We start from the raw sequence: 24,951 nt of genomic DNA on the forward strand, positions 1-24,951 counted from the left end.
ACGGCCGCGTGCGACGGGCGTCTGCCTTCATTCGTCAGTCGACCACCTTCCCGCGCCCCGACTTCACCACGCTGCGACGCGACTTGTGCTCGAGCCGCCGCTCCTTCGACGCCCGCGTGGGCCGCGTCGCGACCCGGGCACGCGGCGTATACGCGACGCTGCCGATCAGCGTATCGAGCCGCGCGAGCGCGGCCTCGCGGTTCTTCTCCTGCGTCCGATATTCCTGCGACTTGATCACGACGATGCCGTCGCGCGTGATGCGCTGGTCGGACAACGCGAGAAGCCGCTCCTTGAGGACCGGCGGCAGCGACGATGCGCGGATGTCGAAGCGCAGATGAATCGCGCTCGACACCTTGTTCACGTTCTGGCCGCCCGCGCCCTGCGCGCGCACGGCCGTCCATTCGATCTCGGCCGGATCGAGCGTGTAGCGAATCATCATCGCGAAGCCTCCGTGCGGCGCCGGGCGAGCGCCTCGTCGACGCGGGCCGCGAGCCCCGAATCGCGCTGCGTGCGCGTCGCGACCGCCTGCGCCAGCACGCGTCGCGGTCCGATCACCTGCACGCGCGTGCGCGCGCGCGTGACGGCCGTATAGACCAGCTCGCGCGTGAGCACCCGACCGAACGACGCGGGCAGCACGAGCGCGGCTTCGTCGAATTCCGAGCCCTGTGATTTGTGCACCGTCAGCGCGAACGCCGTTTCGTGCGGCGGCAGCGCGGCCGGCGACACCGCGCGCGCGGTGCCGTCCGCGCGCCGGAACCACACGCGCAGCACGCCGTGCGCGTCGGGCAGCGCAATGCCGATGTCGCCGTTGAACAGCCCCAGCGCATAGTCGTTGCGCGTGACCATGATCGGCCGCCCGGTGAACCAGTGCGCGCCGACCGCGAGTGGCACGCGCGCCGCATGCCGCACATGCGCGGCCACCAGCGCATTGACGTGTTCCGCCCCACGCGAGCCGCTGCGGGTCGCGCACAGGATCCTGAACCGGTTGAGCGCGTCGAACAGCGGTAGCGGATCGGGCGCCGGCGCGGCCAGCGCGTCGCGCAGTGCATCGAGGTATGCGCCGAAACGCCGTGCGAGCCGCTCGACCGTCGACGACGCCAGCGTGTCGCCCGCATCGTCGTGAAACGACGCGGCTGCCGAGTCGTCGGCGGGCAGCGCATCGAGCGCCGCCTGCACGTCGCCGCGGCGGATCGCGAGCGACAGCCGCCCGATCGGCGAATCGAGACCGAAGCGGTAATTGCGTTCGAGCCACACGACGCAGTCCGCGAGCGGCGCCGGAGCGGGCATGCCCGCGGACGCGGCAGCGGCTTCGCCGGCCAACGGCGATGCGGCCGCCGTCGCCGACGCAAGCGCCGCATCGCCCGCGTCGAACGGCGCCAGCTCGACGGTGTCGAGCCAAGCGAGTTCGTCGGCCTCGATCCAGGCCGGCGCATTGCCCGGTGCGCCGGCATCGGCCGGTGCCGACTCGGCTGGCGGCGACGGCGCGATGCCGGTCGACGATACTTCGTCGTCCTGCGGTTCGTCGTCGAAGAGCGACGCCTGTCGCACGTCGACTTTCGGCCGAGGCGCCGATTTGCGCGAAACGGGCGCCGATGCCGATGGCGACGCCGGGGCCCGCGCGGACGCGGAAACCGATTGCGCGCGCGCAAGCGCTGCCGGCGCGGCTTCGTCCGGCACCGGCAACGCCGCGACGAACGCCGCCTCGTCGATGCCCAACGCCTGCGCGATGCGCGTGCGGGCCGCGGCGGTGAACGCCGGCCGCGCGCTCAGCTCCGCGAACACGGCGCCGGCCTCGACCGCGGCCAGTTGGTCCTTGTCGCCCAGCAACACGAGCCGCGCGCCCGGCGCGAGCGCGTCGAGCAGATGCGCGGCGAGCGCGACGTCGATCATCGACGCCTCGTCGACGACGATCAGATCGTACGGCAACGGATTGTCGCGATGATGCCGGAAGCCGGCCGCCCCGCCGCCGCCCAGCAGCCGATGTAGCGTGTACGACGTGTCGGGCAGGCGCGCCGCGAGTTCGGGCGGCAGATCGCCGGCGCGCGCGTGCAGCGCCTCCTGCATCCGCTGCGCGGCCTTGCCGGTCGGTGCGGCCAGCGCGATGCGCAGCCCCGGGTGCGCATCGAGCAGACAGGCCAGCACGCCGACGACGGTCGTCGTCTTGCCCGTGCCCGGCCCTCCGCTGACGATCGTCACACGGCCGGTCAGGGCGACGATCGCCGCCACGCGCTGCCAGTCGACTTCGCCGGTGGCCGGCCCGAAGTAACGGGCGAGACTGTCGCGCACCCGGTCGGGCGACAGGCCTTCGTCGGGCGCGGCGACACCGGCCTGCGCGACGAGCGCATCGGCGAGCCGCCGTTCGTAATCGAAATAGCGCGACAGGTACAGGTGATCGAGCCGGTCGACGATCAGCGGCCGTTCGTCGCCGCGCGCGAGCGTGCCGAACGCGACCACGCCGCTCGCGGCCAGCGCCGCGCGCACCTCTTCGAGCGGCGCTTCGTAACGCTGCGCGAGCGCCCCAAGCGCGACGCACACGTGGCCACCGGCGGTGGCACGGCTCGTCGCGAACGCCGCGCGCGCCGCCCAGCGCGCCGACGCGGACGGTGCACCGGCACGTCGCGCGAGGTCGCCCATGCGGCGCGCGAAGCCTTCCGCGAGCGCGATGCCGAAATCGGCCGGCTCGGGCAGCCGCGCGACGAGGCCGCCGGTGAATTCGAGCATGTCGTCGGTCGCGGTCATGCGCGGCCCCCTTCCATCATCCGGTCGAGTGCGTCGACGAGCGCGCGCGCGGGCCGCCGCGAATGCACGCCCGCCGGCTCGCCGCCGCTGCGCCAGCCGGGCCGCACGCCGCGCACGAACAGGTACAGGTAACCGGCGATGTGCGTGTCGTAGTCGTAATCGGGCAGCCGGCCGCGCAGGTAGCGATGCAGCGCGACCGTATAAAGCAGCGCCTGCAGGTGATACGCGTGATCGGCCATTGCGACGTCGAGCGCGCGCGGGCCATAGGCATCCGGCGTCGTGCCGAGGTGGTTCGACTTCCAGTCGACGATCCAGAAACGGCCGTCGTGTTCGACGATCATGTCGATGAACCCCTTGATGAAACCGGCGAGCGTGCCCGCCTCCAGTGCAACGTCCGGATAGCCGTGCGCGACCAGCAGCCGGCGCAGCGCCGTCAGGTCGAGCGACGGGGCCGGGAACAGGAAGCCCATTTCGTCGAGCCGCTTGGCCGGATCGAGATCGGCGAGCCGCATACCCGGCACGAGCTCGGTGTGCACGACGTCGTCGACGAGCCGCACCATCATCGCCGGCAGACGCGTCGCAAGCTCCGGCTCGGCCTCGACCGGCCGGTCGTGCAACGCGCCGAGCGCGGCCTGGTGCCACGATTCGGGCTCCGCGAACCGGCTGAGTTCGAACAGGCGGTGCAGGCATTCGCCGGCCGCCGCACCGCGCGGGAACACGAGGATGTCGTCGTCCGGCGGGGCGGCCACCACCGTATCGGCCAGTATCAGTTCGCCGTCCGGCGTCAGCGCGGCAAGCGCATCGTGATCGGGCCGCAGTTCGTCGTCGGGCACGGCCGCGACGCCCGCCTCCTCGCGTGCCATCGATGCGGTCAACGAGCTGAAGCTCGCCATCCGCCACGCATCGCGCAGTATGCGCGTCGCATGGCGCGCCGCGAGCGTCTGCGACGCGTCGTGCCCGGCCGCGAGACGCTCGCGGCGCGCAGGCACGGGCAGCGGCGCGACGCTCACGGGGCCGCCCGCAAGCGCGCGCCATGCAGCATCGAGCGCGGCTTCGTCGGGCGGCTCGTCGAGCCACGCATCGAACGCATGGCCGGCACCGGCGACGAGCCAGTTGAGCACGCTGCGCCGCGCTTCGCGCGTCGAGCGCGACGACAGGTAAGGCCCGGCGACGACATAGCAGCGATACACCGCGCGCGTGAGCGCCACGTAGACGAGCCGCGCGCGTTCCGCGGCCTGCTCGCGCAGCGCCTGCCGCGCCGCGTGCGCCGACGCCTCGTCGTCGCATCCGTAATGCAGCACCGCATCGCCCGCGTCGTCGTGATACTCGCGCGCATCGGGCAGCGCGGACGAAGGCGGCTCGCGCAGCCCGCCGTCGTTCAGGAACGGACAGAACACGATCGCGTATTCGAGCCCCTTCGACTTGTGCACCGTGACGATCTGCACGAGGTTGCGATCGGATTCGAGCCGCAGTTGCGCTTCCTCGCCGCCGCCGTCGAGCCGTTGCGCGGCGAGCCAGCGCAGCGTCGGCGCGATGCCGGGCTGCGCGGATGCCCGCGCCTGCGTCAACTCGGCCAGATGGTTGATGTCGGTCACGCGGCGCTCGCCGTCCGCACCGGCCATCAGCCGTTCGGCGATCCGCAGCTCGCGCGTGAAGGTGCGCCACATCACCGCAAAACCGCGTTCGCGCCACAGCAACCGATACCGCGAGAAGCGCTCGACCCAGCTCATCGCGTCGGCACTGTCGGCCGCCGACGCACCGGGTTGCGCATCGCCGTCGCCCTGCTCCATGCGCCACAGCGCGCCGGCATCGAGCCCGAACCAGTCGGACGCGAGCGCCGCGCGCAGACGCCGCAGGTCGCCCGGCGCATCGATCGCCGCCAGCACGCGTTCGAGTTGCTCGGCGTCGCCGGTCGAGAACACCGACGCCTGCGCCAGCTCGACGCTGCCGATGCCCCACGTCGCGAGCACGCGCTTCACGAGGCTACCCTGCCGGTGGGTCTGCACGAGCACCGCGATGTTGCCGGGCGACAACGGCGTGTCCCCCAACCGCACGCGCGACTCGCGCGCGCCGCGCATCAGCCGCGCGATCTCGGCCGCGCAAGCCTGCGCAGCCTGCGCTTGCGCATCCCGCTTGAGCAACGTGCCTTCGCCACCCGGCAGCGCCCACACCCGGAAATCGCCGGCCGGGCCCGGATCGGTTTCGTCGACGAACGGCGCACGCACGCGCGTGCCGGCGCGCACCGCGTAATAGTCGAGCCCGTCGAGCACGAATGCGCGCGGATTCGACATGAAGAAGCGGTTGCACGCCTCGACGATCGCGGGCGTCGAGCGCTGGTTGACCGCGAGTGTGTAGCACGCGCTCGCCCGTGCCCGCGCGGCGAGATAGGTATGCAGATCGGCCGCGCGGAAACTGTAGATCGCCTGCTTCGGATCGCCGACGAGGAACAGCGGGCCGGCCGGCGCGAAGATCCGGTCGAAGATCGCGAACTGCAGCGGATCGGTGTCCTGGAACTCGTCGATCAGCGCGGCCGGATAGCGTGCACGCAGCGTTTCGGCGAGCCACGGATGCGCGTGCAGCGCGTGATACAGGTTCGCGAGCAAATCGTCGAACGACACGACGCGCCGCGTGCGCTTGCGCTCGGCCAGTTCGCCCGGCGCCATGTCGAGCCATTCGGCGATCAGCGCGAGCCAGCGCGCGCGCTGGGCGGCCTCGGCAGCGGCCACGGCCGCTTCGAGCGCGTCGGCCACCTCGAAGAACGCGTGTGCGGGCGTCGCGCCGCCTTTTTTCGTCGCCTTCGTCAGCGCGGTTTGCGTGAGCTTCAGTGCGGCTTTCGGCAGCGCGGCCGTCGCGTCGCCCTGCTCGAAATGCACCGCCCACGCGGCGAGCGCATCAGCGACCGCGTCGGGCTTGTGCGAGCGTTGATTGAGCGCGGGCTGCGCGGCGTGCAGCAGCGCATCGATCGCCTCGCGCTCGGCCGCCCACATGCGCGCGCCTTCCGCGAAGCATTCGGCCGCGGCCGCTTCGGCCGATTCGTCCGGCTCGGTCACGCCGTCCCAGCGCAGCGCGGCAAGCGGCTTCTTCAGCCGGCGTGCGAGCTGCGCATCGAGCGCGGCCGGGCCGGCCCCCGATTCGACGAGCCAGGTCGCGAAGCCCGGCCAGCGCGCGGCCGCCGGTTCGACGCGCGTGCGCCAAAAATCCGCGGCGAGTTCAAAGCGCAGCGACGCGTCGTCGGCCTCCATGTCGAACGCGAACGGCATCGCGGCCGCGAACGGCGCTTCCTGCAGCGCGCGCTGGCAGAACGCGTGGATCGTATGGATCGCGGCCTGGTCGAACGCGCGCAGCGCGCGCCGGATCCGCTTCGCAGCCGTCTCGGGATCGAGCGCGCCGCCGTCGCCGAGCGTGGTCTCCCACAGACGCGCGATGAACGGATCGCCGCCGTCGTCGCCCGTGTCGAGCGCGTGCGCCAGCTGCGCGAGCCGGCTGCGAATCCGTTCGTGCAGTTCGGCCGTCGCCGCTTTCGTGAAGGTCACGACGAGGATTTCGTCCGCGCCGAGATCCTTTTCGAGCAGCAGGCGCACATACAGCGCGCAGATGTTCCAGGTCTTGCCGGTGCCGGCCGACGCCTCGATCTGGTTGACACCATCGAGCGGGCACGCGAACACGTCGAGTTCGAGCGCCTGCTGCGACTGCGACACGGCGCTCATGCGACCTCCTTCAGATGCTCGACGAGCGGCTCGAACACGAGCCGCGCGAGCGTGCCGAACGGCTCGTCGAGCGACGGATGCGCGCCGCGCCAGGCGATCGCGATGGCCGGATCGTCGGCTTCGCTCACGACCCGCTCGTTGATCCACACGCTCGCGGCCTTGGCCTCGCCGTCGGACACCCGCGCCCATGCACTGCGCGGGAAAAACCGCAGCGGCATGCGCCGCCCCGCGCGGAACAGCGCGGCCAGCGGCGCGAGCCGTTCGAGCGGCGCCGCGACGGGCGTCAGTTCGAACGCACCGCCGCTGCCGAACCACAGCGTGCGACGCGGGCCGCCGGGCTCGATCGCACAGTAGACGAGATGCGCGAGCCACGCGGAGAGGTAATCGCGCGCACTCGGCCGCGCATAGCGATAGATGACCTGCCCGGCCGGCGTCAGCCGATTCAGCGTGCCATGCAATTCGAGCGGCGCGCCCATCGCGTCGGCCGCCAGCATTGCGTCGTCGGCGCCGAACAGCGCCTGCTCGGTATCGGGCCACTTCGGCACGACAGTGAGCGAGAACGGCCGCCGCTCGATGCCGTCGGCCAGCGCACGGCGCACGTTCGACGCAAGTTGCGTCATCGAACCGAGCGCCTGATCGCGCCATACCGCGCCCGTCGCGCCACCGGGCAGTTCGGGGCTCGCATCCGCAATGCGCAGCGCGTGATCGTGCACGCCGCCGCCGCCCGCTTCGATCAGGAGCGGCAGCACGCGCTCGGCAAGCGCGTCGCTGCCGGCAAAATCCAGCGCGAACGGCTCGGTATCGAGCAGTTCGGCCTGCGCATCGGCCAGCACGATGCCGAGCCGGCCGCGCAGCAACGCACGCGCAGGATGGCGCCAGAAACGTTCGAATTCGCTGAACGCGACGGGCTCGACCGGCTCCGCCGGCAGCGGCTGCGCGAAGAAAGGCTGCTCGCGCGGGCCATCGCGCGATGCTTCGGCGGCCAGCAGCGACGCGAGCGTCGCCCGCTCGGCGTCATACGAAACGAGGTGGCTGCCCGGCTGGAAATACGCGGCCGCGAACGGTTGCAGCGGGTGCTCGACGATGAACGCGCGGCGCGCGGCATCGACCGCGTCCGGTGCGGCGCCGGGCCCGGCCGTGACGTCCGCGAGATGATCGAGCAGTTCGTCGACGAGCGCCGCGGGCGGCAACGGCGCATTGTCGCGAATGCTGCGGCCCGTATAGGCGATCAACAACCGGTCGCGGGCGGCGAGCAGCAGGTCGAGAAACAGGTTGCGCTCGTCGTCGCGGCGCTGCCGGTCGCCCAGCTTCGGCAGCACGGCCATCAGGTCGAATTCGTCCGCGCGCGCGAGGCTCGGCAGCACGCCGTCGTCCATCCCGAGCAGGCAGACGACGCGATACGGCAGCCCGCGCAAGCTCGTCAGCGACGAGAACGTGACGCCGCCCCACGGCACGCCCCCGCGGGCCGGATCGTCGAGCGCCGCGGTGAGCCCCGCGCGGACGACGGCCGCCGGCAGCGCCTCGTCGGGCGCGCCCTCCGTCATCGCGGCCAACATCGCGTCGAGCGCGTCGCGCACGCCGGCCAGCGCATCCGCAAACGCGGCGCCCGAGTCGAAGAAGCGCGCGAGCGTGTCGGCAAACAGTTCGCTCCAGCCGCGCGGCGTGTGCGACTCCGCGAGCCGCCGCGCGAAGCCGTCGAGATCGTCGGTAAACCGTGCGAGCCGGCCGAGCAGTTCGGCCTCGCTGCCCGTGGCCGCCTCGATCGGCAGCCACGCACCGATCGGCGCCGACCCTTCGGGCATCGCATAGCCGAGAAAGAGCCGCGCGAGCGCATCGGAGAACGTATGGCGCGGCGCGGGCACGGCCACGTCGTCGCTCGCGAGCGGCGACAGTCCGCGCCGCGCGCCGGCGGCGGCGAGCCAGGTCTGCACCGTTTCGAGCGCGGCCGCGTCGATGTCGTAGCGCGCGGCCACCGCATCCACGCGCAGCCATTCCACCAGCTCCGGCGCGCCGACCTGCCGCTCCGGCAACGCGAGCCAGTCGAGCAGCACGCGCGCGACCGGATTCGCCTGCGACGGCGGCAGACCGGTGATCCGGTAAGGCACCCGCGCACCACCGCCGCCGGCCGTGCCGAACACCGCGTCGATCAATGGCCCCGCCGCGGCGAGATCAGCCACCGCGACGAGCACGTCGGACGGCTGCAGGCTCGCATCGGCGTCGAACCACGCAAGCAGCCGGTCGTGCAGCACCTCCAGCTGGCGCGCGAGGCTGTGGCAAACATGCACCTCGATCCCGCGCTCGACCGGCGTGTCGCCGGTTTCGGCCTCCGGCTGCAGTTCGAGGATCGCGTTCTGCACGCGCGCCAGCCAGGTGGGCGCGGGATTCTCGACGAAACGCGACGCATCGCCCGACGCGGCGCTTTCGGTCAGTTCGTGCAGCATGTGCAATTGCGCCTGCGTCTGCCTGCCCCATTCGGCGAGCAGCGGATGGCCGACCTCCTGGTAGTCGCGCCGCCCGGCCGCATCGAGCGCCTCGGCATGCGCGGCGGTCACGATGTCGAACCAGAATTCGCGGCACGGGTTCAGCGCGTAGATGCGCACGTCGATCCAGCGCGACAGTTCGCGCAACAGCGCGACGTGCAGCGGCGGCATCGTCGGCAGCGCGAACACGCTGACCGATTCGGGCCAGTCGGCACGCGCGAGCGCCTCGGCATCGAGATGGCGCGCCTCGACGAGGAAGCGGTGCGCCGGCGGCGTGCCGCTGTCGCTCAGCTCGGCGAGCAACGCGCGCCACAACGCGGCCTGCCAGCGCTCGTCGTCGCGTGCGGCGTCGCTGATCCCGCGCGGCGCGCCGTCGCCCGAGAGCACCGATTCGCCGGCCTGCCACGCGGCCAGCCATTCGGGGCGATAGGTCAGGTAGTGATCGAGCACGGCCGCGACGCGGTGAGCCAGTTCGTAGCGCATCGCATCGTCGGAGGCCGACAGATAGGCGGCCAGCCGCGGCGACGCGAGCCACGGCGCACCGTCGGCCTGCGCGAACAGCCGGTAGCAGCGCCACACGAGCCGGTCGGGCGCGAACGGCGAGCGCGCGGGCACCGTCAGCACGCGGCCGATCTGCGCCCACAGCCACTGCGCGAGATACGTGAACTCGACGTTCGCGCACACGCCATTGCGCGCGGCGATGTCGAGCTCGAGGCGGCGGCGCAGCGCCGCGCTCGGCACGATGACCTGTTGCGGCGCCCACGGGCCGCTGCGGGCCGGGAACGCGGCCAGATCCTCGAGCAGCGCGTCGGCCAGCGTTTCGTGACGGTTCGAATAGAAAAGATGGAGCATGAAGCGGGCGTCGGAACCTCGCACCGGCGGGAGCGGGCGAACAGGATCACCAAGGATAGCAAATGGGCCGCCGCCGCGAACCTCGGCCGGAAAGCCAGCTTTTGCGAGCCGCGAAATACGATAGACTCGTCGCCAGTCAATACGCCGCCCCCGGGCGTCTTCGTCTGCCATTCAGCCCATCGATGCGCTATTCGGTCGAAATCAGAAAGTTTTTCTACAGCCAGTACTTTTTCGGCGGCCTGCGGATCGCGGTCGGCGTGTCGCTGCCGGCCGTGTTGTGCCTGATCGTGTTTCACAACCGGGAGCTCGGCTTCACGATCTCGACCGGCGCGCTCGGCGCGTGCGTCGTCGACATGCCGGGCCCGCTCAAGTACAAGCACAACGAAATGCTCGCGTGCAGCGTGATCGGCTTCCTGGCCGCGCTCGCCACGGGCCTCGCGACACCGAACATCTTCGCGCTGTGGCTCACGATCGTGCCGCTCACGTTCGTGCTGTCGCTGATCGTCGTCTACGGCAACCGCTGGCCGCAGATCAGCTTCGCGACGCTCTTCATGATGGTGATGACGCTCGAGGAGAAATTCACGCCGCTGCAGGCGTTCGTCAACGCCGGCTGGATTCTCGCCGGCGGCCTCTGGTACACGTACTGGGCCACGCTCGTGTCGCAATGGCAGGCGCGCCGGATCGAGCAGCAGGCGCTGGCCGAAAGCCTGTTCGCCTGCGCCGACTACCTGCTCGCGCGCGCGCAGTTCTACGATCTCGACGCCGATCTCGACGAGTGCTACCGCAATCTGGTTGCAAAGCAGATCACCGCGGTCGAAACGCAGGAAACCGCACGCGACATCGTGCTGCGCAACCTGCCGAAGCTGCGGCGCGGCAAGCTCGATCCCGGACGCACGACGATGTACAACCTGTTCATCAACAGCGTCGACCTGCACGAGCTGTTCGTCGGCGCACACACCGACTACCCGCTGATGCGCAACACGTTCGGCGGCTCGGATCTGATCATTTTCTACCGCGACCTGATCCGCAAGGCGGCCGCCGATCTCGAGGAGATCGGCCTCGCGGTGCTCGAGAACCGCGCGCCGCATTCGCACGTCAGCGTCAAGGCCGAACTGCGCGCGATCGAGTACGAGATCGAGCTGATGCGCAAGAAGAACTTCGCGGCCACCAACGCGGAGGCGTATGCGGCCGTGCTCGCGACGTTCCGGCGCATCTGGAGCGCGACGCGCATGATCGACCGGATGCGCCGCAACCTGTCGGGCCATGCCGATCCGCAGCAAACCGAACTGAAGATCGACAAGGCGCTCACGCGCTTCCTGCAGCGCCGCCGGATGTCGCCGCTGCTGATCTTCTCGAACCTGAACATGCGCTCGCCGAGCTTCCGGCATGCGCTGCGCGTGACGATCGCCGTGGCGGTCGGCTTCTGGCTCGGCCGGCTGCTGCCGCTCACGAACGCGTACTGGATCGTGATGACCACCATCATCATCCTGAAGCCCGGCTACTCGCTGACCAAGCAGCGCAACGCGCAGCGGATCATCGGCACGCTGATCGGCTGCGCGGCGAGCATCGCGCTGATCTACACGGTGAAGGAGCCGCACCTGCTCATCGCGATCATGTTCGGGTCGATGGTGATGAGCTACAGCCTGCTGCTGTTCAACTATGCGGCAAGCGTCGTGTTCACGTCGTCGTACGTGCTGCTGATGTTCCATCTGCTCGCGCCGGGCAGCATGCGGATCATCGGCGAACGCGCGATCGACACGGTCGTCGGCTGCATGATCGCGATCGCCGCGAGCCGGCTGTTCCCGTACTGGGAATACCGGCTGATGGGCAAGCAGGTCGCCGACATGCTCACGGCGAGCCGCAAGTATTTCGAGGCCGTCTGGCGCGCCGGGCGCGGCATGTCGTCGCCGCCCGTGCCGGCCGCCGACGGTGCGGCCGTCGTTGCGGGCGTAGCCGCGGCGATCGAGACGCCTGCTGCCAGCCTCGACGACGACTACCGCTACCGCCTCGCGCGCAAGGACGTGAACATCGCGTTCGCGAACCTCGGGCAGGCGTTCCAGCGGATGATGATCGAGCCGAAGGCGCACCAGCGCTTCGTGCCCGAGTTGAACGACCTGCTCGTGCAGACGCACGTGCTCGGCGCGCAGATCACGGCCGCCGCGCCGCTGATCCGCAGCGCCTGCGCGGCCGATGGCGGCCTCGTCCACGACGACGCGTTGCAGCGCGGCCTCGCCGCCGTGCTCGACAATCTCGAGAAGGCCGAAGCCGGCGAGCCACCGCCGGCCGACCAGCTCGAAACGTCCAAGCAGATCACGCGCGATCTCGATGCGATGGTCGTGTCCGCGGAAAAATCCGATGCGGTCGGCGCCGAGCTCACGCACGACCTGAAGGTGCTCGCGCACCAGTGCAAGCAGATGCTCGCGTCGTCGCTGCTGATCCGCAAGGATGCGAGCGTGATCCGCCTGCCCGCCTGACCTCCGCCAGTCCGCGCCGGCAGGCCGGCCCGTGCACGTCGCGGCTCGGCCGCCGGCGCGCTCCTGCTCGACGATTACCCCGAAGCATGCCCCACCCGCTCCACGCGGCCCGTGCCCGCGGCGCGCGACCGCCCCACGCCCCATTCCGCTCGCCGCGCCAGTCAGGGAATACCCGATTCCGGTCACCGGGCCCGGCTTGTTATCATTCGTTCACATTCAAGTTGTATAGACAACTTGAGCCAATCGGGCCAGCCTCGCTCGCCCGGTTCGTCGCATAACGATATCGGAGACTCGATGAAAAACTTGCAGCGCCACCTGAGCGCGCGGCACATCCGCTTTCTCGCGCTGGGCTCGGCGATCGGCACGGGCCTGTTCTACGGTTCGGCGTCCGCGATCCAGCTCGCGGGCCCGGCCGTGATCCTCGCGTACCTCCTCGGCGGCGCGGCCGTCTACATGGTGATGCGCGCGCTCGGCGAAATGGCCGTGCGCGACCCCGTCGCGGGCTCGTTCGGCCACTACGCGACCGAGAACCTCGGCCCGTTCGCGGGCTTCGTCACCGGCTGGACCTACACGCTCGAAATGGTGATCGTCGCGATCGCCGACATCACCGCGTTCGGCATCTACATGGGCTTCTGGTTTCCGGATGTCCCGCAATGGATCTGGGTGCTCGGCGTCGTCGCGATCATCTGCGGGCTGAACCTGTGCCACGTGAAGGTGTTCGGCGAGCTCGAATTCTGGCTGTCGATCATCAAGGTCGGCGCGATCGTCGCGATGATCGGCGGCGGCGTCGCGATCCTGCTGACCGGCATGCGCTTCGGTCATTCGGCCGACGTGCCGACGTTCGCGAACCTGTGGAACCACGGCGGCTTCTTGCCGAACGGAATCGGCGGGCTGATCGCGTCGTTGTCGGTCGTGATCTTCGCGTATGGCGGAATCGAGGTGATCGGGATGAGCGCCGGCGAGGCGAAGGACCCGGAGCGCGTGATTCCGCGCGCGATCAACGCGGTGCCCGCGCGCATCCTGCTGTTCTACGTGCTGACGATGGTGGTGCTGATGTCGATCGGCCCGTGGACCAGCGTCGGCGGCGACGGCAGCCCGTTCGTGCAGATCTTCTCGACGCTCGGCGTGAAGTCCGCCGCGACGATCCTGAACCTCGTCGTGATCAGCGCGGCGATCTCGGCGATCAACAGCGACATCTTCGGCGCGGGCCGGATGATGTTCGGGATGGCGCGCCAGGGTCAGGCGCCGCGCGTGCTGATGACGACGTCGCGCCACGGCGTGCCGTGGGTCACGGTGCTCGTGATGGCCGGCGCGCTGCTGGTCGGCGTGCTGCTCAACTATCTGATGCCGAAGGACGTGTTCCTGGTGGTCGCCGCGATCGCGACGTTCGCGACCGTGTGGGTCTGGCTGATGATCCTGCTGTCGCAGGTGGCGATGCGTCGCCGCCTGTCGAGCGCCGAAGTCGCCGCGCTGAAGTTCAAGGTGCCGCTGTGGCCCGTTGCGCCGGCGCTGACGATCGCATTCATGGGCTTCGTGATCGTGATGCTCGGCTGGTTCGACGATACGCGCGTCGCACTGTATGTCGGCGCGGCATGGCTCGCGCTGCTCGCGGCCGTGTTCTACGCACGGATCCGCCCGAAATTCGCCCCCGCGTCACGTTGACGCACGGCTGACCTGCCCATGCGGCGCGCCGGTTCCGGCGCGCCTTCTGCTATCCGGTTGCGCGGCGCCCGTCGCGCCGGAAGCCGCGGAGCGACTCCGTTCGCCTGCCCCGCGCGCGACCCGAGCGGGCCGCGCACCGGCACCTCAGTGCGACGCCGCGCTCGCGGCCTCGGCCGGATGGGCCTCGTCGTACGCGTGCTTCTGCGAAATCGCGTTGTACAGGATCGTCCCGATCACGAGCAGCACGGCCACGACGATCAGGATGCTCACGTTGCGGACAGGGTTCTTCTTGCGCTGATCGTTCATGGTCGGGGCGATTCCGTCTAATTCGTCGAAGCCGGCATTCTACGCGCTTGCGCCCGCGCTGCACCGCCCCGTTTCCAATCCCCTCCCCCGCCTTCCCGGCCGCTTGCCGCAAGCTTTCATTTGATAATCGTTCCCATTTCGATTTAGAATCCAGAATCTTTCGATTTGTAATGTTCCGGATCGCTCGGGCGGCAGGCGCGCCCCGGAACGCTCCCTCGTCCACCTGCCCCACCGGAGTCTTCATGTCGAATCCGCGCACCCGCCTGCTGCCGCTCGCCGGCGCCCTCGCCCTGGCCGCGGCCGCCTTCGCGCCGCTTGCCCAGGCGGCCGAGGAAGTGAGCCTGTACACCACCCGCGAGCCGAAGCTGATCCAGCCGCTCATCGACGCGTTCACGAAGCAGAGCGGCGTCAAGGTCAACACGGTGTTCGTGAAGGACGGCCTGCTCGAGCGCGTGAAGGCGGAAGGCGCGCAGTCGCCGGCCGACGTGCTGATGACGGTCGACGTCGGCAACCTGCTCGACCTCGTCGACGGCGGCGTCACGCAACCGGTGCGCTCGAAGACCCTCGACGACGCGATTCCCGCGAACCTGCGCGGCACGAATGGCGACTGGTACGCGCTGTCGCTGCGCGACCGCGTGCTGTACGTCGAAAAGGACCTGAAGGTCGATGCGTTCCGCTACGAGGATCTCGCCGATCCGAAATGGAAGGGCAAGGTCTGCATCCGGTCGGGCCAGCATCCGTACAACACGGCGCTCGTCGCGGCGATGATCGCGCACGACGGCGAGGCCGCGACCGAGCAATGGTTGCGCGGCGTGAAGGCGAACCTCGCACGCAAGGCGACCGGCGGCGACCGCGACGTCGCGCGCGACATCCTCGGTGGAATCTGCGACGTCGGCCTCGCGAACGCTTACTACGTCGGCCACATGAAGAATGCGGAGCCGGGCAGCGATGCGCGCAAATGGGGCGACGCGATCAAGGTCGTGCGCCCGACGTTCGCGAACGCGAAGAGCGGCGGCACGCACGTGAACATCAGCGGCGCGACGGTGGCGAAGCATGCGCCGCACAAGGCCAGTGCGGTGAAGCTGCTCGAGTACCTGGTATCGCCGGAAGCGCAGGCGTTGTACGCGCAGGCGAACTACGAATATCCGGTGCGCGCGAACGTGAAGCTCGACCCGGTGATCGCGAGCTTCGGCACGCTGAAGGTCGACCCGTTGCCGCTCGCGGAGATCGCGAAGCATCGCAAGCAGGCGAGCCAGCTGGTCGACAAGGTCGGCTTTGACAACTGACGCATCGCCTACCCGCGCCTACCGCGCGCCGCGTCGATCGCTGCCGCGGCCGCGCGCGGGCAGCCTGTGGCTGCTCGCGGCGCTGGCGATCGCCGCGGCTGTCGCGGCACCGCTCGCGGTGCTCGTGGCCGCCGCGTTCGACGCCGATCTCGCGCACTGGCGGCATCTCGCCGAATTCGTGCTGCCGCAGGCGCTCGTCAATACGCTGCTGCTGCTCGCCGGCGTCGGCACGATCGTGTCGCTCGTCGGCACGGGCTGCGCATGGCTCGTCACCGCCTACGATTTTCCCGGCCGCCGGATCCTGACCTGGGCGCTGCTGCTGCCGCTCGCGGTGCCCACCTACATCGTCGCATTCGCGTATCTCGACCTGCTGCATCCGATCGGCCCCGTGCAGGGTGCGATTCGCTGGCTGCTCGGCTTCGACAGCCCGCGGCAGTTCCGCCTGCCCGATCTGCGCTCGCTGCCCGGCGCGATCTTCGTGCTCGGCTTCGTGCTGTATCCGTACGTCTATCTGAGCACGCGCGCGATGTTCGTCACGCAGTCCGCGAGCCTGCTCGAGGCCGCGCGCACGCTCGGCGCCGGCCGCCTCGCGACGTTCTGGCGCGTCGTGGTGCCGCTTGCCCGGCCCGCGATCGCGGTCGGCGTGAGTCTCGCGCTGCTCGAAACGCTGAACGATATCGGCGCGTCGGAATTTCTCGGCGTGCAGACGCTGACCGTGTCCGTCTATACGACGTGGATCACGCGCTCCGATCTCGCCGGCGCCGCGCAGATCGCGCTTGCGATGCTCGCGATCGTCGTCGGCATGATCGCGCTCGAACGCTATGGGCGCCGCCGCCAGCGCTACGCGCATGGCCGACGCATGCGGCCGATCGCGCCGCGCCGCCTGACCGGCGCGGCCGCGCTGGGCGCCGCGGCGCTCGGCTGGCTGCCCGTCCTGCTCGGCTTCGGTGCGCCGGCCGCCTATCTCGCGGTCGAGACCGGCAAGCGGCTGCACCTCGTCGGCGGCGTGTCCGCGCAACTGATGACGGGGCTCGCGAACACGCTGACGATCGCGACCGCCGCCACCGTCGCGACGCTCGCGTGCGGGCTCGTCGTCGCGTGGGCCGCCCGCGCGCAGCGCGACAGCGCGCGGGCGGGCCCTGCCCGCCTGTGCGCGCGGATCGCGAGCCTCGGCTACGCGGTGCCGGGCACCGTCCTCGCGATCGGCCTGCTGATCCCGTTCGCGGCGGCCGACCGGCTGTTCGGCGCGGCGCTCGGCCGCGACGGGCTGCTGCTGATGGGCTCGGCGACCGCGCTCGTGATCGCCTATACCGTGCGATTCCTCGCGATCCCGGCAGGCGGCATCGAGGCCGGCCTCGCGCGCATTCCGCCGTCGCTCGAACAGGCCGCGCGCTCGCTCGGCGAGACGGCCGGCGGCACGTTGCGCCGTGTCCATCTGCCGCTGCTGCGGCCCGCGCTCACGACGAGCGCGCTGCTGGTGTTCGTCGACGCGATGAAGGAGCTGCCGGCCACGCTGCTGCTGCGCCCGTTGAACTTCGACACGCTCGCGACCTGGCTGTATGCGGAAGCCGCGCGCGGCACCTATGAAGAAGGCGCGGTCGCCGCGCTCGCGATCGTGCTGGCCGGGCTCGTGCCCGTGATCCTGCTCGCTCGCACCCGCCACAAGATCGGAGCCTGACACCGTGAACCTGCTCGAACTCGACGACCTCTGCGTCGCCTACGACACGCCGCACGGCCGCCGCACCGTGGTCGACGGCCTGAGCCTCGCGCTGCCGCGCGGTGACATCGGCTGCCTGCTCGGCGCGTCCGGCTGCGGCAAGACCACCGTCCTGCGCGCGATCGCCGGTTTCGAGCCGGTACGCATGGGGCGCATCGTGCTGGACGGCACGCCCGTCGCGGCGCCGTCGCTCGATCTGCCGCCCGAGCGGCGGCGCATCGGCATGATGTTCCAGGATTACGCGCTGTTCCCGCACCTGAGCACGGCCGACAACGTCGCGTTCGGCCTGCGGCGCATGCCGAAGACCGAGCGGCGCCTGCGCGTCGCGCAGATGCTCGAACTCGTCGGCCTCGCCGATTCCGGCGACGCGTATCCGCATGAACTGTCGGGCGGCCAGCAGCAGCGCGTCGCCCTCGCGCGCGCACTCGCGCCGTCGCCGGAACTGCTGCTGCTCGACGAACCGTTCTCGAATCTCGACGTCGATACGCGCGAGCGGCTCGCGTTCGAGCTGCGCGACATCCTGAAGCAGACGGGCCACACCGCGATCCTCGTCACGCACAATCAGGCGGAAGCATTCGCGATCGCCGACCGGATCGGCGTGATGAAGGACGGCCAGCTCGCACAATGGGATACGCCGTACGCGCTGCACCATCATCCGGCCAGTCCGTTCGTCGCGGATTTCGTGCGCCGCGACGCACTGGCCGACGAGCGCGCACGCGCGCTCGCGCGCGGCCGCTGAAGCCGCGCCGCCGGCGCGACGGCCCTGCCCGTCAGGCGGGCTCGGCCAGATCGCGCACGGGCAGCGCGGTCGAATACTTGATCTGCTCCATCGCGAACGACGAACTGACGTCGAACAGCGGCACCGTGCGAATCAGCTGCTTGTAGACGCGGTCGTAGTCGTCGATCCCAGCCACGACGACGCGCAGCAGGTAGTCGGTCTCGCCGCTCATCCGGTAGACCTCGACCACTTCCGGCATGTCGCGCACCGCCTGCGTGAAACGCTGCGCCCATTCCTCCGTGTGCTGGTTCGTGCGGATCGCGACGAACACGGTCGTGCCGACCCCGAGCTTGCGCGGATCGCACAGCGCGACCTGCGCGCGAATCGCGCCGGTTTCCTTCAGCCGCTGCACGCGCTTCCAGCACGGCGTCTGCGACAGATTCACGCGCTGTGCCAGCTCCGCGATCGGCAGCGTGGCATCCGCCTGCAGCAGCTCCAGCAGCTTGCGATCGATGGCGTCCATTTCTCCATTCCCTCGTCGATAGAAATTTATTCTATTCATCCTGCCCAACGGGGAACAATATGAAAACTGCCTCGTTGCGTCGACCGGTGTAAATACCGATCCGTCGTGCACACGACGCTTTCGCCGCGCACTCGCCGCGCCAAATGAAACAGGCGACGCCACCCGGGAGGGCGGAATCGCCTGAAATTGCCGCGCGTCGCGGCTTGCACGTCGCGCGCCGGCCGGCGCTTACCCGCCGCCGGCCGTCATGCCGCTCAATACGCGACCGTCGCGATCTCGCGCACGAAGCTGTCCTGCTCGACGGCGTCGACGAACGCAGCCGCGTAGTCTTCCGCCGAGATCTTGCTGTTGCCTTGGGCGTCCGCGATCAGCTTGCCGACGCCCGTGCGGAACGCGCCCGTGCGCTCGCCCGGCGCGATCAGCGCGGCCGGCGCGAAGAAGGTCCAGTCGAGATCGGCGACCGTCTTCAGGTAGTCGAGCGCGTCGCGGTGCGCGAGCGCGACCGCCTTGTACGCGTCCGGGAAACCTTCGGTGTCGACGAGCTGCTTGCCCGGCGCGACTTCGAGCGAACCGGCGCCGCCCACCACGACGAGCCGCTTCAAACCGGCCTGACGCGTGCCGGCGACCAGCGCCTTCGCGACCGCGACGACCTGCGCCGCATCTTCCTGCTTCGGGCCGTACGCGCTTGCGACGACGTCATGGCCCGGCAGCGCGGCCGCGATGCTGGCGGCGTCGAACAGATCGGCTGCCTTCGCGGTGATGCCGTCGCCGGATGCGCCCGGACGGCGCGACAGCGCCGTGACGCGGTGGCCGCGCCGCACGGCTTCCGCCGCGATGCGCGAGCCGATCATGCCGGTGGCGCCGAACAGCGCGATATTCAACGAACGTTGCGTCATATCGATTCTCCAGAAATAAAAATATGTAACACAGTTAATTACACATAAGACCGAAAAAAACGGGGCGAAGCCCCCGTTGCGCCGATCGCCACGCATGCGCGCCGCCCGGCTTCCTGCTCTGCCCGCCGTCGATCACCCGCCGGCGCGCGCCGCCCGTTGCGTACGCTGTTCCAGGTCCAGCATGTCGGCCGTCACGTCGACCAGCGTGCGCGTGGCAAGCGAAGCCTCCATCGCGCGCTGCGCGTCGCCGATATAGCCGGTCAGCACGCCCTGGATGTGCCGCCCGACGAGACACGCCGGATTCGGCGCCTCGCGGTGCAGCGCGAACAGTTGCGCATCGTCGACCGCGCGATACACGTCGAGCAGCGTGATCTCGGCAGGCTCGCGCGCCAGCAGCGCACCGCCGCCCGCACCGAGCTGCGACGTGGTCAGCCCCGCTGCCGCCAGCATCGACAACAACCGGCGAATCAGCGCCGGATTCGTATTCACGCTGCCCGCGATGATGTCGGACGACAACGGCACGCCTTCCTGCATCGACAGCAAGGCGAGCACGTGAACGGCAAACGCGAACCGGCTGCTGGTATTCATTCGTGACTCACTCGGCGACGCCGGCCCGACCCGCACCCGGCGACATGTGTAACCATCATAATTACATTTTGAGGATCGTGCAAGCCCGCGTCATTCGCCGCTCGCGGGCTTCGCCCCCGAGGCGTTCTGCTGGCTCCACTGCTGGAGTTTCTTGCCGGCTTCGGCGATCTTCGCGCCCGCTTCGGAAGCCGCATGCGCGACGACGGCGGACGCCGCCGCATCGATCTGCGCCTGCACGGCCGACGCGAGGCCGCTTGCGGACAACGGCGGCACGGCCGACGCCGCGGATGCGAGGCCCGCCTTCGCCGCGTTGATCTGTTGATTGACGGTGCTCGCCACCTGGTCGAGCGCCTTGGCGGCATTGTTCGCCGCATCGGCGGCCGCGCTCGCGGCCGTATCGGGTTGCGCGGCCGGCGTGCCGGACTTCTCGCAACCCGCGAGCAACAGCAGCGCACCGGCGGCTACCGCCGCCAGCACGGACCCGGGCACGCGACGCGCCCGCGATGTCTTCATGTTCATCAGCAATCTCCGGTCGCGCGTTGCGCGACCTCGTGGTTGGACCGGTGTCGATGATACCGCCTGTGGAACAGGCTCAATGACGACCCATCATTAAAAATCCCTTTCAATTTCGGACTCGTCTGATTCAATCGCAGGCGCCACGCCTCTAAAGTGGGCACGCTGCAATTCGCTTCGTCCGTGCCCCTTTTCCTCGTCATGGCTTTCCTCGTCGACTGGCTCATCGCCCTGGCCGCGCTGCTCGCCGCCACCCTGTTCCTGTGCCTGCGCGCGCCGTCGGCGCGCCGCCTCGCCGAATCCGGGCGTCCGCGCCGCATCGCATGCGCGCGCCTGCTCACGCAGGCCGTGATCGGTTTCTGGACCGCCGCGCTGATCGTCGCACAAGGCATCCTTGGCGCCGACGGCGACGGTCAGTCCGTCGCGGGCTTCGCGGCGCTCGCGGTCGCCGCGCTCGGGCTGGCGACCGTCGCCGCCTACTGGTCGGCGTGCGCGCTGCGGCTGCGCCGGCCGCCCGCGCTGTTCGCGCGCCACTGACGCGCCAGATCGGTGCACGGCAACGCATCGCCGCGCACCGCTTCATTCGTCGCACGCACCGGTTCGGCACGCGACGCACCACACGCGTGCACCCGGCACGGTCCTTCACCGGCGTCCAGCACGCCCCGATCCCGTGCACGATTCACCGGAATGCCGCATCGCGCCGTATCCGAGCACCAATTCCACGCAGTCGTTCACCAGATTGGCTCGATACTTGCATTCCTTGCCCGTTTTTTGCGCAAGGAAGCTAGAGCATGGATGGTCTGAAATCCGGCGTCGACACACTGTTCCTGTTGATCGGCGCCGTCATGGTGCTCGCGATGCACGCGGGCTTTGCATTTCTCGAGCTCGGCACGGTCCGCAAGAAGAACCAGGTCAACGCGCTCGTGAAGATCCTGGTCGACTTCTCGGTGTCGACGCTCGCGTATTTCTTCATCGGCTACACGATCGCGTACGGCGTCGAATTCTTCGACGACATCGGCACGCTGTCGCAGCACAACGGCTATGCGCTCGTGCGCTTCTTCTTCCTGCTGACGTTCGCGGCGGCGATCCCGGCGATCGTGTCCGGCGGTATCGCCGAGCGCGCGAAGTTCAACCCGCAACTCGTCGCGACGCTGATCATCGTCGGCTTCATCTATCCGTTCTTCGAAGGGATCGCCTGGAACGAACGCTTCGGCGTGCAGGCCTGGCTCACGCATGCGTTCGGTGCGCCGTTCCACGACTTCGCGGGCTCGGTCGTCGTGCATGCGTTCGGCGGCTGGGTCGCACTGCCGGCCGTGCTGCTGCTCGGCGCGCGCCACGGCCGCTATGCGAAGGATGGCCGGATCGCCGCGCACCCGCCGTCGAACATCCCGTTTCTCGCGCTCGGCGCATGGGTGCTCGCGGTCGGCTGGTTCGGCTTCAACGTGATGAGCGCGCAGACGCTCGACAAGATCAGCGGCCTCGTCGCGGTGAACTCGCTGATGGCGATGGTCGGCGGCACGCTCGCGGCGTGGATGGCCGGCCGCAACGACCCGGGCTTCACCTACAACGGGCCGCTCGCGGGCCTCGTCGCGGTATGCGCGGGCTCCGACGTGATGCACCCGATCGGCGCGCTCGTCACGGGCACCGCGGCCGGTGCGCTGTTCGTCGCGATGTTCACCTGCGTGCAGAACCGCTGGCGCATCGACGACGTGCTCGGCGTCTGGCCGCTGCACGGGATGTGCGGCGCGCTCGGCGGTCTCGCGGCCGGCGTGTTCGGGCTGCCCGCGCTCGGCGGTCTCGGCGGCGTGTCGTTCCTGTCGCAGCTCGTCGGCACGCTCGGCGGCATCGCGATCGCGACCGCGGGCGGCACGCTCGTCTACGGCGCGTTGAAGGCGACCGTGGGCCTGCGTCTCGATCGCGAAGCCGAATTCGACGGCGCCGACCTGTCGATCCACCGCATCTCGGCCACACCCGAGCGCGATTGAGCGCGAGCGAGCATCCGAGGGGCATCCAGCGGGCCGCCTGACGGAGGCCCGACGCATCATTACGTTTTCAATTCAAAAAACTTTCATCTAGCATCCCTACACTTCGGTCCAGATTTCAACTTGCCTTCGCGAAGCTTGCTGCTCGCCAGTGTCGCGAAGGCCATTCTTCCAACAACCGAAACTGGACTCCACATGCCCGCGTTGCCCAATGCTGCCCGTCGTCAGGCCCTGAAGATCCTCGCCGGCGCGCCGATGCTTCCCCTTTCCGGCCTCGCGCTGCCGGCCCTGCTGACGGGTTGCGGCGGCGACGACGATCCCGCGTCCACGCCGGCCCCGGTCGCCGCCGCCTATACGTCGGCGGCGTTCTCGGCGATGACCGCGCCGACGCTCGACAACGCGGCCGCGATGGCCACGACGACGGTCGGCTCGACGCTGTCGGTGTCGTTCTCGGACGGCTCGTCGCGCAATTTCAAGCTCGCGTACCGGCCGTTCTTCGTGACGGGCGACATGGTGCCGGACGGCAACGGCGGCACGACGCTCGCGGGCGGCTACTACGACATCAACAACCAGCCGATCGTCGATCGCTCGGTGGCCGGCAAGGAGCGCCAGTTCTATTCCGACTGCCCGGACGGCAGCTCGCTGCTGACGCTGAGGAACGCGAACGTGCCCGGCGTGAAAGGCAACACGGTGTTCGCGGTCGTGCAGTTCGAATATGCGACGCGCGACCAGGCCAGCGCGTCGCAGTACGGCCAGCTGCCGTCGCCGATCGCCGTGCTCACGCTCGACCAGGATCCGGCCACCGGCGCGCTGAAGGTCGTGAAGTACCACAACGTCGACACGTCGAAGGCGCACGGCCTGTGGATCACTTGCGGCGCGAGCCTGTCGCCGTGGGGCACGCACCTGTCGAGCGAGGAATACGAGCCGGATGCGACGAAGGTCGCGACCGACGCGCAGTTCAAGGCGTTCAGCAAGAACACGTTCGGCGACGAGACGAAGGCGAACCCCTACCACTACGGCCACCTGCCCGAGATCACCGTGAACCCTGACGGCACCGGCACCGTGAAGAAGCACTACTGCCTCGGTCGCATCTCGCACGAGCTGATCCAGGTGATGCCGGACCAGCGCACCGTGATGATGGGCGACGACGCCACCAACGGCGGCCTGTTCATGTTCGTCGCCGACAAGGCGGCCGACCTGTCGGCCGGCACGCTGTACGTCGCGAAGTGGACGCAGACGTCGTCGGCCGGCGCGGGCACCGCGACGCTCACGTGGATCAGGATCGGCCACGCGACCAGCAGCGAAATCGAAACGCTCGCGAACACGCTGAAGGCATCGGACATCATGGACCTGGTGACCGCCGATCCGAACGACGCGAGCTACACGAAGATCCACTTCGGCGGCAAGTTCAACTGGATGCGCGTGAAGCCGGGGATGGAAAAGGCGGCCGCGTTCCTCGAGACGCACCGCTACGCGGCGCTGCTCGGCGGCAGCATGGCGTTCACGAAGCTCGAAGGCACGACCGTGAACGCGAAGGACAAGATCGTCTACACGGCGATGTCGCGGATCGAAACGTCGATGGTCAAGGGCAACGCGGTGTCGCGCGACGTCGCGGTCGACAAGAAGATCGCCGCGGGCGCCGTCTACGCGCTGAACCTGAAGGCCGGCCAGCGCGACACGACGGGCGGCGCGATCGACAGCGAATGGGTGCCGGTCGACATGGGCGCGCCGGCCGCGCTGGTCGGCGAGGACCTCGCCGCGGCCGACGCGCTCGGCAACCTCGCGAACCCGGACAAGATCGCGAACCCGGACAACCTGAAGTTCTCCGAAAAGCTGCGCACGCTGTTCATCGGCGAAGACTCGGGGATGCACGTGAACAACTTCCTGTGGGCCTACAACGTCGACACGAAGTCGCTCGCGCGCGTGCTGTCGTGCCCGGCCGGCGCCGAATCGACGGGCCTGCACGCCGTCGACGAGATCAACGGCTGGACGTACATCATGAGCAACTTCCAGCATGCGGGCGATTGGGAATCGCCGCTGCACGACAAGGTCAAGCCGACGCTCGACCCACTCGTGCGCGCGAACTACAAGGATCGCTTCGGCGCCAGCGTCGGCTACCTGACGGCCGAGCAGACCAGCATCAAGCTCGCGAAGGGCTAAAGGCCGCGCGCGAGGGGGGCATTGCCCCTGGCCGGGCGCCCCTAGCCGGGCGTCTTTTCTTCATCACCGTTCATTCGTCGGCGCTCCACGCCGTTTCACGCGCGATGCCCATTGCGGGCATCGCGCTTTTTTTTGCGTGCGGGGATTTCGTGCAAGCGGCGTAAATCGCGCATGCAAGCAGCCGTGAAACTGGCCCGGACGGGCGTTTGCGGCGATCGGAGGATAATACGGGCCTGACGTCCGGGCGGACAGTCGGAAAACGGGCAAAAAAAAGCGCCACGGAGACCGTGGCGCTAAAAAAGTTCTAGCCATTCCGAGGGCCGTGCTAGAACCTGAGAGACTGCGCGA

At 69.4% G+C, this 24,951-nt stretch carries 17 protein-coding genes; 8 read left to right on the top strand and 9 right to left on the bottom strand.

Going from position 1 to position 24,951, the window contains the following annotated elements:
- Window positions 1-34: 34 nt before the first annotated feature.
- From arfB to recC, 4 genes are read right to left on the bottom strand one after another with little or no spacing between them, the layout of a single operon-like run.
- A complete protein-coding gene (arfB, locus tag HWX09_RS03385) occupies window positions 35-439 on the bottom strand; it encodes an alternative ribosome rescue aminoacyl-tRNA hydrolase ArfB (RefSeq protein ID WP_027784012.1) in 405 nt (134 codons plus the stop codon).
- The gene (locus HWX09_RS03390) at window positions 436-2,739 is read right to left on the bottom strand and encodes an AAA family ATPase (RefSeq protein ID WP_027784011.1); all 2,304 of its coding nucleotides are present in this window, start codon (window positions 2,737-2,739) and stop codon (window positions 436-438) included. Before HWX09_RS03390 ends, arfB begins: the two co-directional genes overlap by 4 nt.
- Window positions 2,736-6,446 carry an exodeoxyribonuclease V subunit beta gene (gene recB / locus HWX09_RS03395; protein WP_027784010.1) on the bottom strand — a complete coding sequence of 1,237 codons (3,711 nt, stop codon included), beginning with the start codon at window positions 6,444-6,446 and terminating at the stop codon, window positions 2,736-2,738. The genes HWX09_RS03390 and recB overlap by 4 nt, the downstream gene beginning before the upstream one ends.
- Window positions 6,443-9,778: an exodeoxyribonuclease V subunit gamma gene (gene recC / locus HWX09_RS03400; protein ID WP_027784009.1), complete on the bottom strand. Its 3,336-nt coding sequence runs from the start codon at window positions 9,776-9,778 to the stop codon at window positions 6,443-6,445. Before recC ends, recB begins: the two co-directional genes overlap by 4 nt.
- 182 nt (window positions 9,779-9,960) lie before the next feature.
- Between recC and HWX09_RS03405 the strand changes: the two genes are divergently transcribed.
- Both HWX09_RS03405 and HWX09_RS03410 read left to right on the top strand, forming a co-directional pair.
- Window positions 9,961-12,252 carry an FUSC family membrane protein gene (locus HWX09_RS03405; protein ID WP_027784008.1) on the top strand — a complete coding sequence of 764 codons (2,292 nt, stop codon included), beginning with the start codon at window positions 9,961-9,963 and terminating at the stop codon, window positions 12,250-12,252.
- A 294-nt stretch (window positions 12,253-12,546) separates the two neighbouring features.
- On the top strand, window positions 12,547-13,914 hold the full coding sequence (locus HWX09_RS03410; RefSeq protein ID WP_027784007.1) for an amino acid permease: 1,368 nt from the start codon (window positions 12,547-12,549) through the stop codon (window positions 13,912-13,914).
- Between the two features lie 144 nt (window positions 13,915-14,058).
- Here HWX09_RS03410 and HWX09_RS03415 read toward each other — a convergent pair whose 3' ends face one another.
- Entirely contained in the window at window positions 14,059-14,220 is a 162-nt protein-coding gene (locus tag HWX09_RS03415) for a hypothetical protein (protein WP_006476417.1), read from the bottom strand.
- 242 nt (window positions 14,221-14,462) lie between these two features.
- Between HWX09_RS03415 and HWX09_RS03420 the strand changes: the two genes are divergently transcribed.
- From HWX09_RS03420 to HWX09_RS03430, 3 genes are read left to right on the top strand one after another with little or no spacing between them, the layout of a single operon-like run.
- On the top strand, window positions 14,463-15,506 hold the full coding sequence (locus tag HWX09_RS03420; RefSeq protein ID WP_027784006.1) for a Fe(3+) ABC transporter substrate-binding protein: 1,044 nt from the start codon (window positions 14,463-14,465) through the stop codon (window positions 15,504-15,506).
- A 40-nt stretch (window positions 15,507-15,546) separates the two neighbouring features.
- The gene (locus HWX09_RS03425; RefSeq protein WP_105132429.1) at window positions 15,547-17,184 is read left to right on the top strand and encodes an iron ABC transporter permease; all 1,638 of its coding nucleotides are present in this window, start codon (window positions 15,547-15,549) and stop codon (window positions 17,182-17,184) included.
- Between the two features lie 4 nt (window positions 17,185-17,188).
- Window positions 17,189-17,962, top strand: a complete 774-nt coding sequence (locus tag HWX09_RS03430) for an ABC transporter ATP-binding protein (protein WP_027784004.1) — start codon at window positions 17,189-17,191, stop codon at window positions 17,960-17,962.
- A 31-nt stretch (window positions 17,963-17,993) separates the two neighbouring features.
- Here HWX09_RS03430 and HWX09_RS03435 read toward each other — a convergent pair whose 3' ends face one another.
- From HWX09_RS03435 to HWX09_RS03450, 4 genes are all read right to left on the bottom strand, one after another.
- Window positions 17,994-18,464, bottom strand: coding sequence for an Lrp/AsnC family transcriptional regulator (locus HWX09_RS03435; protein WP_006484401.1), 471 nt, complete (start codon window positions 18,462-18,464; stop codon window positions 17,994-17,996).
- Window positions 18,465-18,718: 254 nt separating this feature from the next.
- A complete protein-coding gene (locus HWX09_RS03440) occupies window positions 18,719-19,360 on the bottom strand; it encodes an NAD(P)H-binding protein (protein WP_027784003.1) in 642 nt (213 codons plus the stop codon).
- Between the two features lie 132 nt (window positions 19,361-19,492).
- Window positions 19,493-19,948 (bottom strand): Rrf2 family transcriptional regulator, encoded by a 456-nt coding sequence (locus HWX09_RS03445; RefSeq protein WP_027784002.1) that lies wholly within the window; start codon window positions 19,946-19,948, stop codon window positions 19,493-19,495.
- Window positions 19,949-20,038: 90 nt separating this feature from the next.
- Window positions 20,039-20,467: a hypothetical protein gene (locus HWX09_RS03450; RefSeq protein WP_027784001.1), complete on the bottom strand. Its 429-nt coding sequence runs from the start codon at window positions 20,465-20,467 to the stop codon at window positions 20,039-20,041.
- Window positions 20,468-20,662: 195 nt separating this feature from the next.
- On the opposite strand from HWX09_RS03450, the gene HWX09_RS03455 reads away from it, so the two are divergent.
- The 3 genes from HWX09_RS03455 (at window position 20,663) to HWX09_RS03465 (ending at window position 24,603) form a co-directional block, all read left to right on the top strand.
- Window positions 20,663-20,998 (top strand): hypothetical protein, encoded by a 336-nt coding sequence (locus tag HWX09_RS03455; RefSeq protein WP_027784000.1) that lies wholly within the window; start codon window positions 20,663-20,665, stop codon window positions 20,996-20,998.
- A 254-nt stretch (window positions 20,999-21,252) separates the two neighbouring features.
- Window positions 21,253-22,446, top strand: coding sequence for an ammonium transporter (locus HWX09_RS03460; RefSeq protein ID WP_027783999.1), 1,194 nt, complete (start codon window positions 21,253-21,255; stop codon window positions 22,444-22,446).
- A gap of 192 nt (window positions 22,447-22,638) precedes the next feature.
- Complete coding sequence (locus tag HWX09_RS03465) at window positions 22,639-24,603, top strand: alkaline phosphatase PhoX (RefSeq protein ID WP_027783998.1); 1,965 nt, start codon at window positions 22,639-22,641, stop codon at window positions 24,601-24,603.
- The last annotated feature ends 348 nt before the right edge of the window (window positions 24,604-24,951 follow it).

Source organism: Burkholderia sp. BCC1208 (assembly GCF_902833095.1).
GTDB lineage: Bacteria > Pseudomonadota > Gammaproteobacteria > Burkholderiales > Burkholderiaceae > Burkholderia.

Excerpts from the sequence above, each read along its gene's own strand:
- arfB (WP_027784012.1), bottom strand. The coding sequence starts at position 439 with ATGATGATTCGCTACACGCTCGATCCGGCCGAGATCGAATGGACGGCC.
- HWX09_RS03390 (WP_027784011.1), bottom strand. The coding sequence starts at position 2,739 with ATGACCGCGACCGACGACATGCTCGAATTCACCGGCGGCCTCGTCGCG.
- recB (WP_027784010.1), bottom strand. The coding sequence starts at position 6,446 with ATGAGCGCCGTGTCGCAGTCGCAGCAGGCGCTCGAACTCGACGTGTTC.
- recC (WP_027784009.1), bottom strand. The coding sequence starts at position 9,778 with ATGCTCCATCTTTTCTATTCGAACCGTCACGAAACGCTGGCCGACGCG.
- HWX09_RS03405 (WP_027784008.1), top strand. The coding sequence starts at position 9,961 with ATGCGCTATTCGGTCGAAATCAGAAAGTTTTTCTACAGCCAGTACTTT.
- HWX09_RS03410 (WP_027784007.1), top strand. The coding sequence starts at position 12,547 with ATGAAAAACTTGCAGCGCCACCTGAGCGCGCGGCACATCCGCTTTCTC.
- HWX09_RS03415 (WP_006476417.1), bottom strand. The coding sequence starts at position 14,220 with ATGAACGATCAGCGCAAGAAGAACCCTGTCCGCAACGTGAGCATCCTG.
- HWX09_RS03420 (WP_027784006.1), top strand. The coding sequence starts at position 14,463 with ATGTCGAATCCGCGCACCCGCCTGCTGCCGCTCGCCGGCGCCCTCGCC.
- HWX09_RS03435 (WP_006484401.1), bottom strand. The coding sequence starts at position 18,464 with ATGGACGCCATCGATCGCAAGCTGCTGGAGCTGCTGCAGGCGGATGCC.
- HWX09_RS03440 (WP_027784003.1), bottom strand. The coding sequence starts at position 19,360 with ATGACGCAACGTTCGTTGAATATCGCGCTGTTCGGCGCCACCGGCATG.
- HWX09_RS03445 (WP_027784002.1), bottom strand. The coding sequence starts at position 19,948 with ATGAATACCAGCAGCCGGTTCGCGTTTGCCGTTCACGTGCTCGCCTTG.
- HWX09_RS03450 (WP_027784001.1), bottom strand. The coding sequence starts at position 20,467 with ATGAACATGAAGACATCGCGGGCGCGTCGCGTGCCCGGGTCCGTGCTG.
- HWX09_RS03455 (WP_027784000.1), top strand. The coding sequence starts at position 20,663 with ATGGCTTTCCTCGTCGACTGGCTCATCGCCCTGGCCGCGCTGCTCGCC.
- HWX09_RS03460 (WP_027783999.1), top strand. The coding sequence starts at position 21,253 with ATGGATGGTCTGAAATCCGGCGTCGACACACTGTTCCTGTTGATCGGC.
- HWX09_RS03465 (WP_027783998.1), top strand. The coding sequence starts at position 22,639 with ATGCCCGCGTTGCCCAATGCTGCCCGTCGTCAGGCCCTGAAGATCCTC.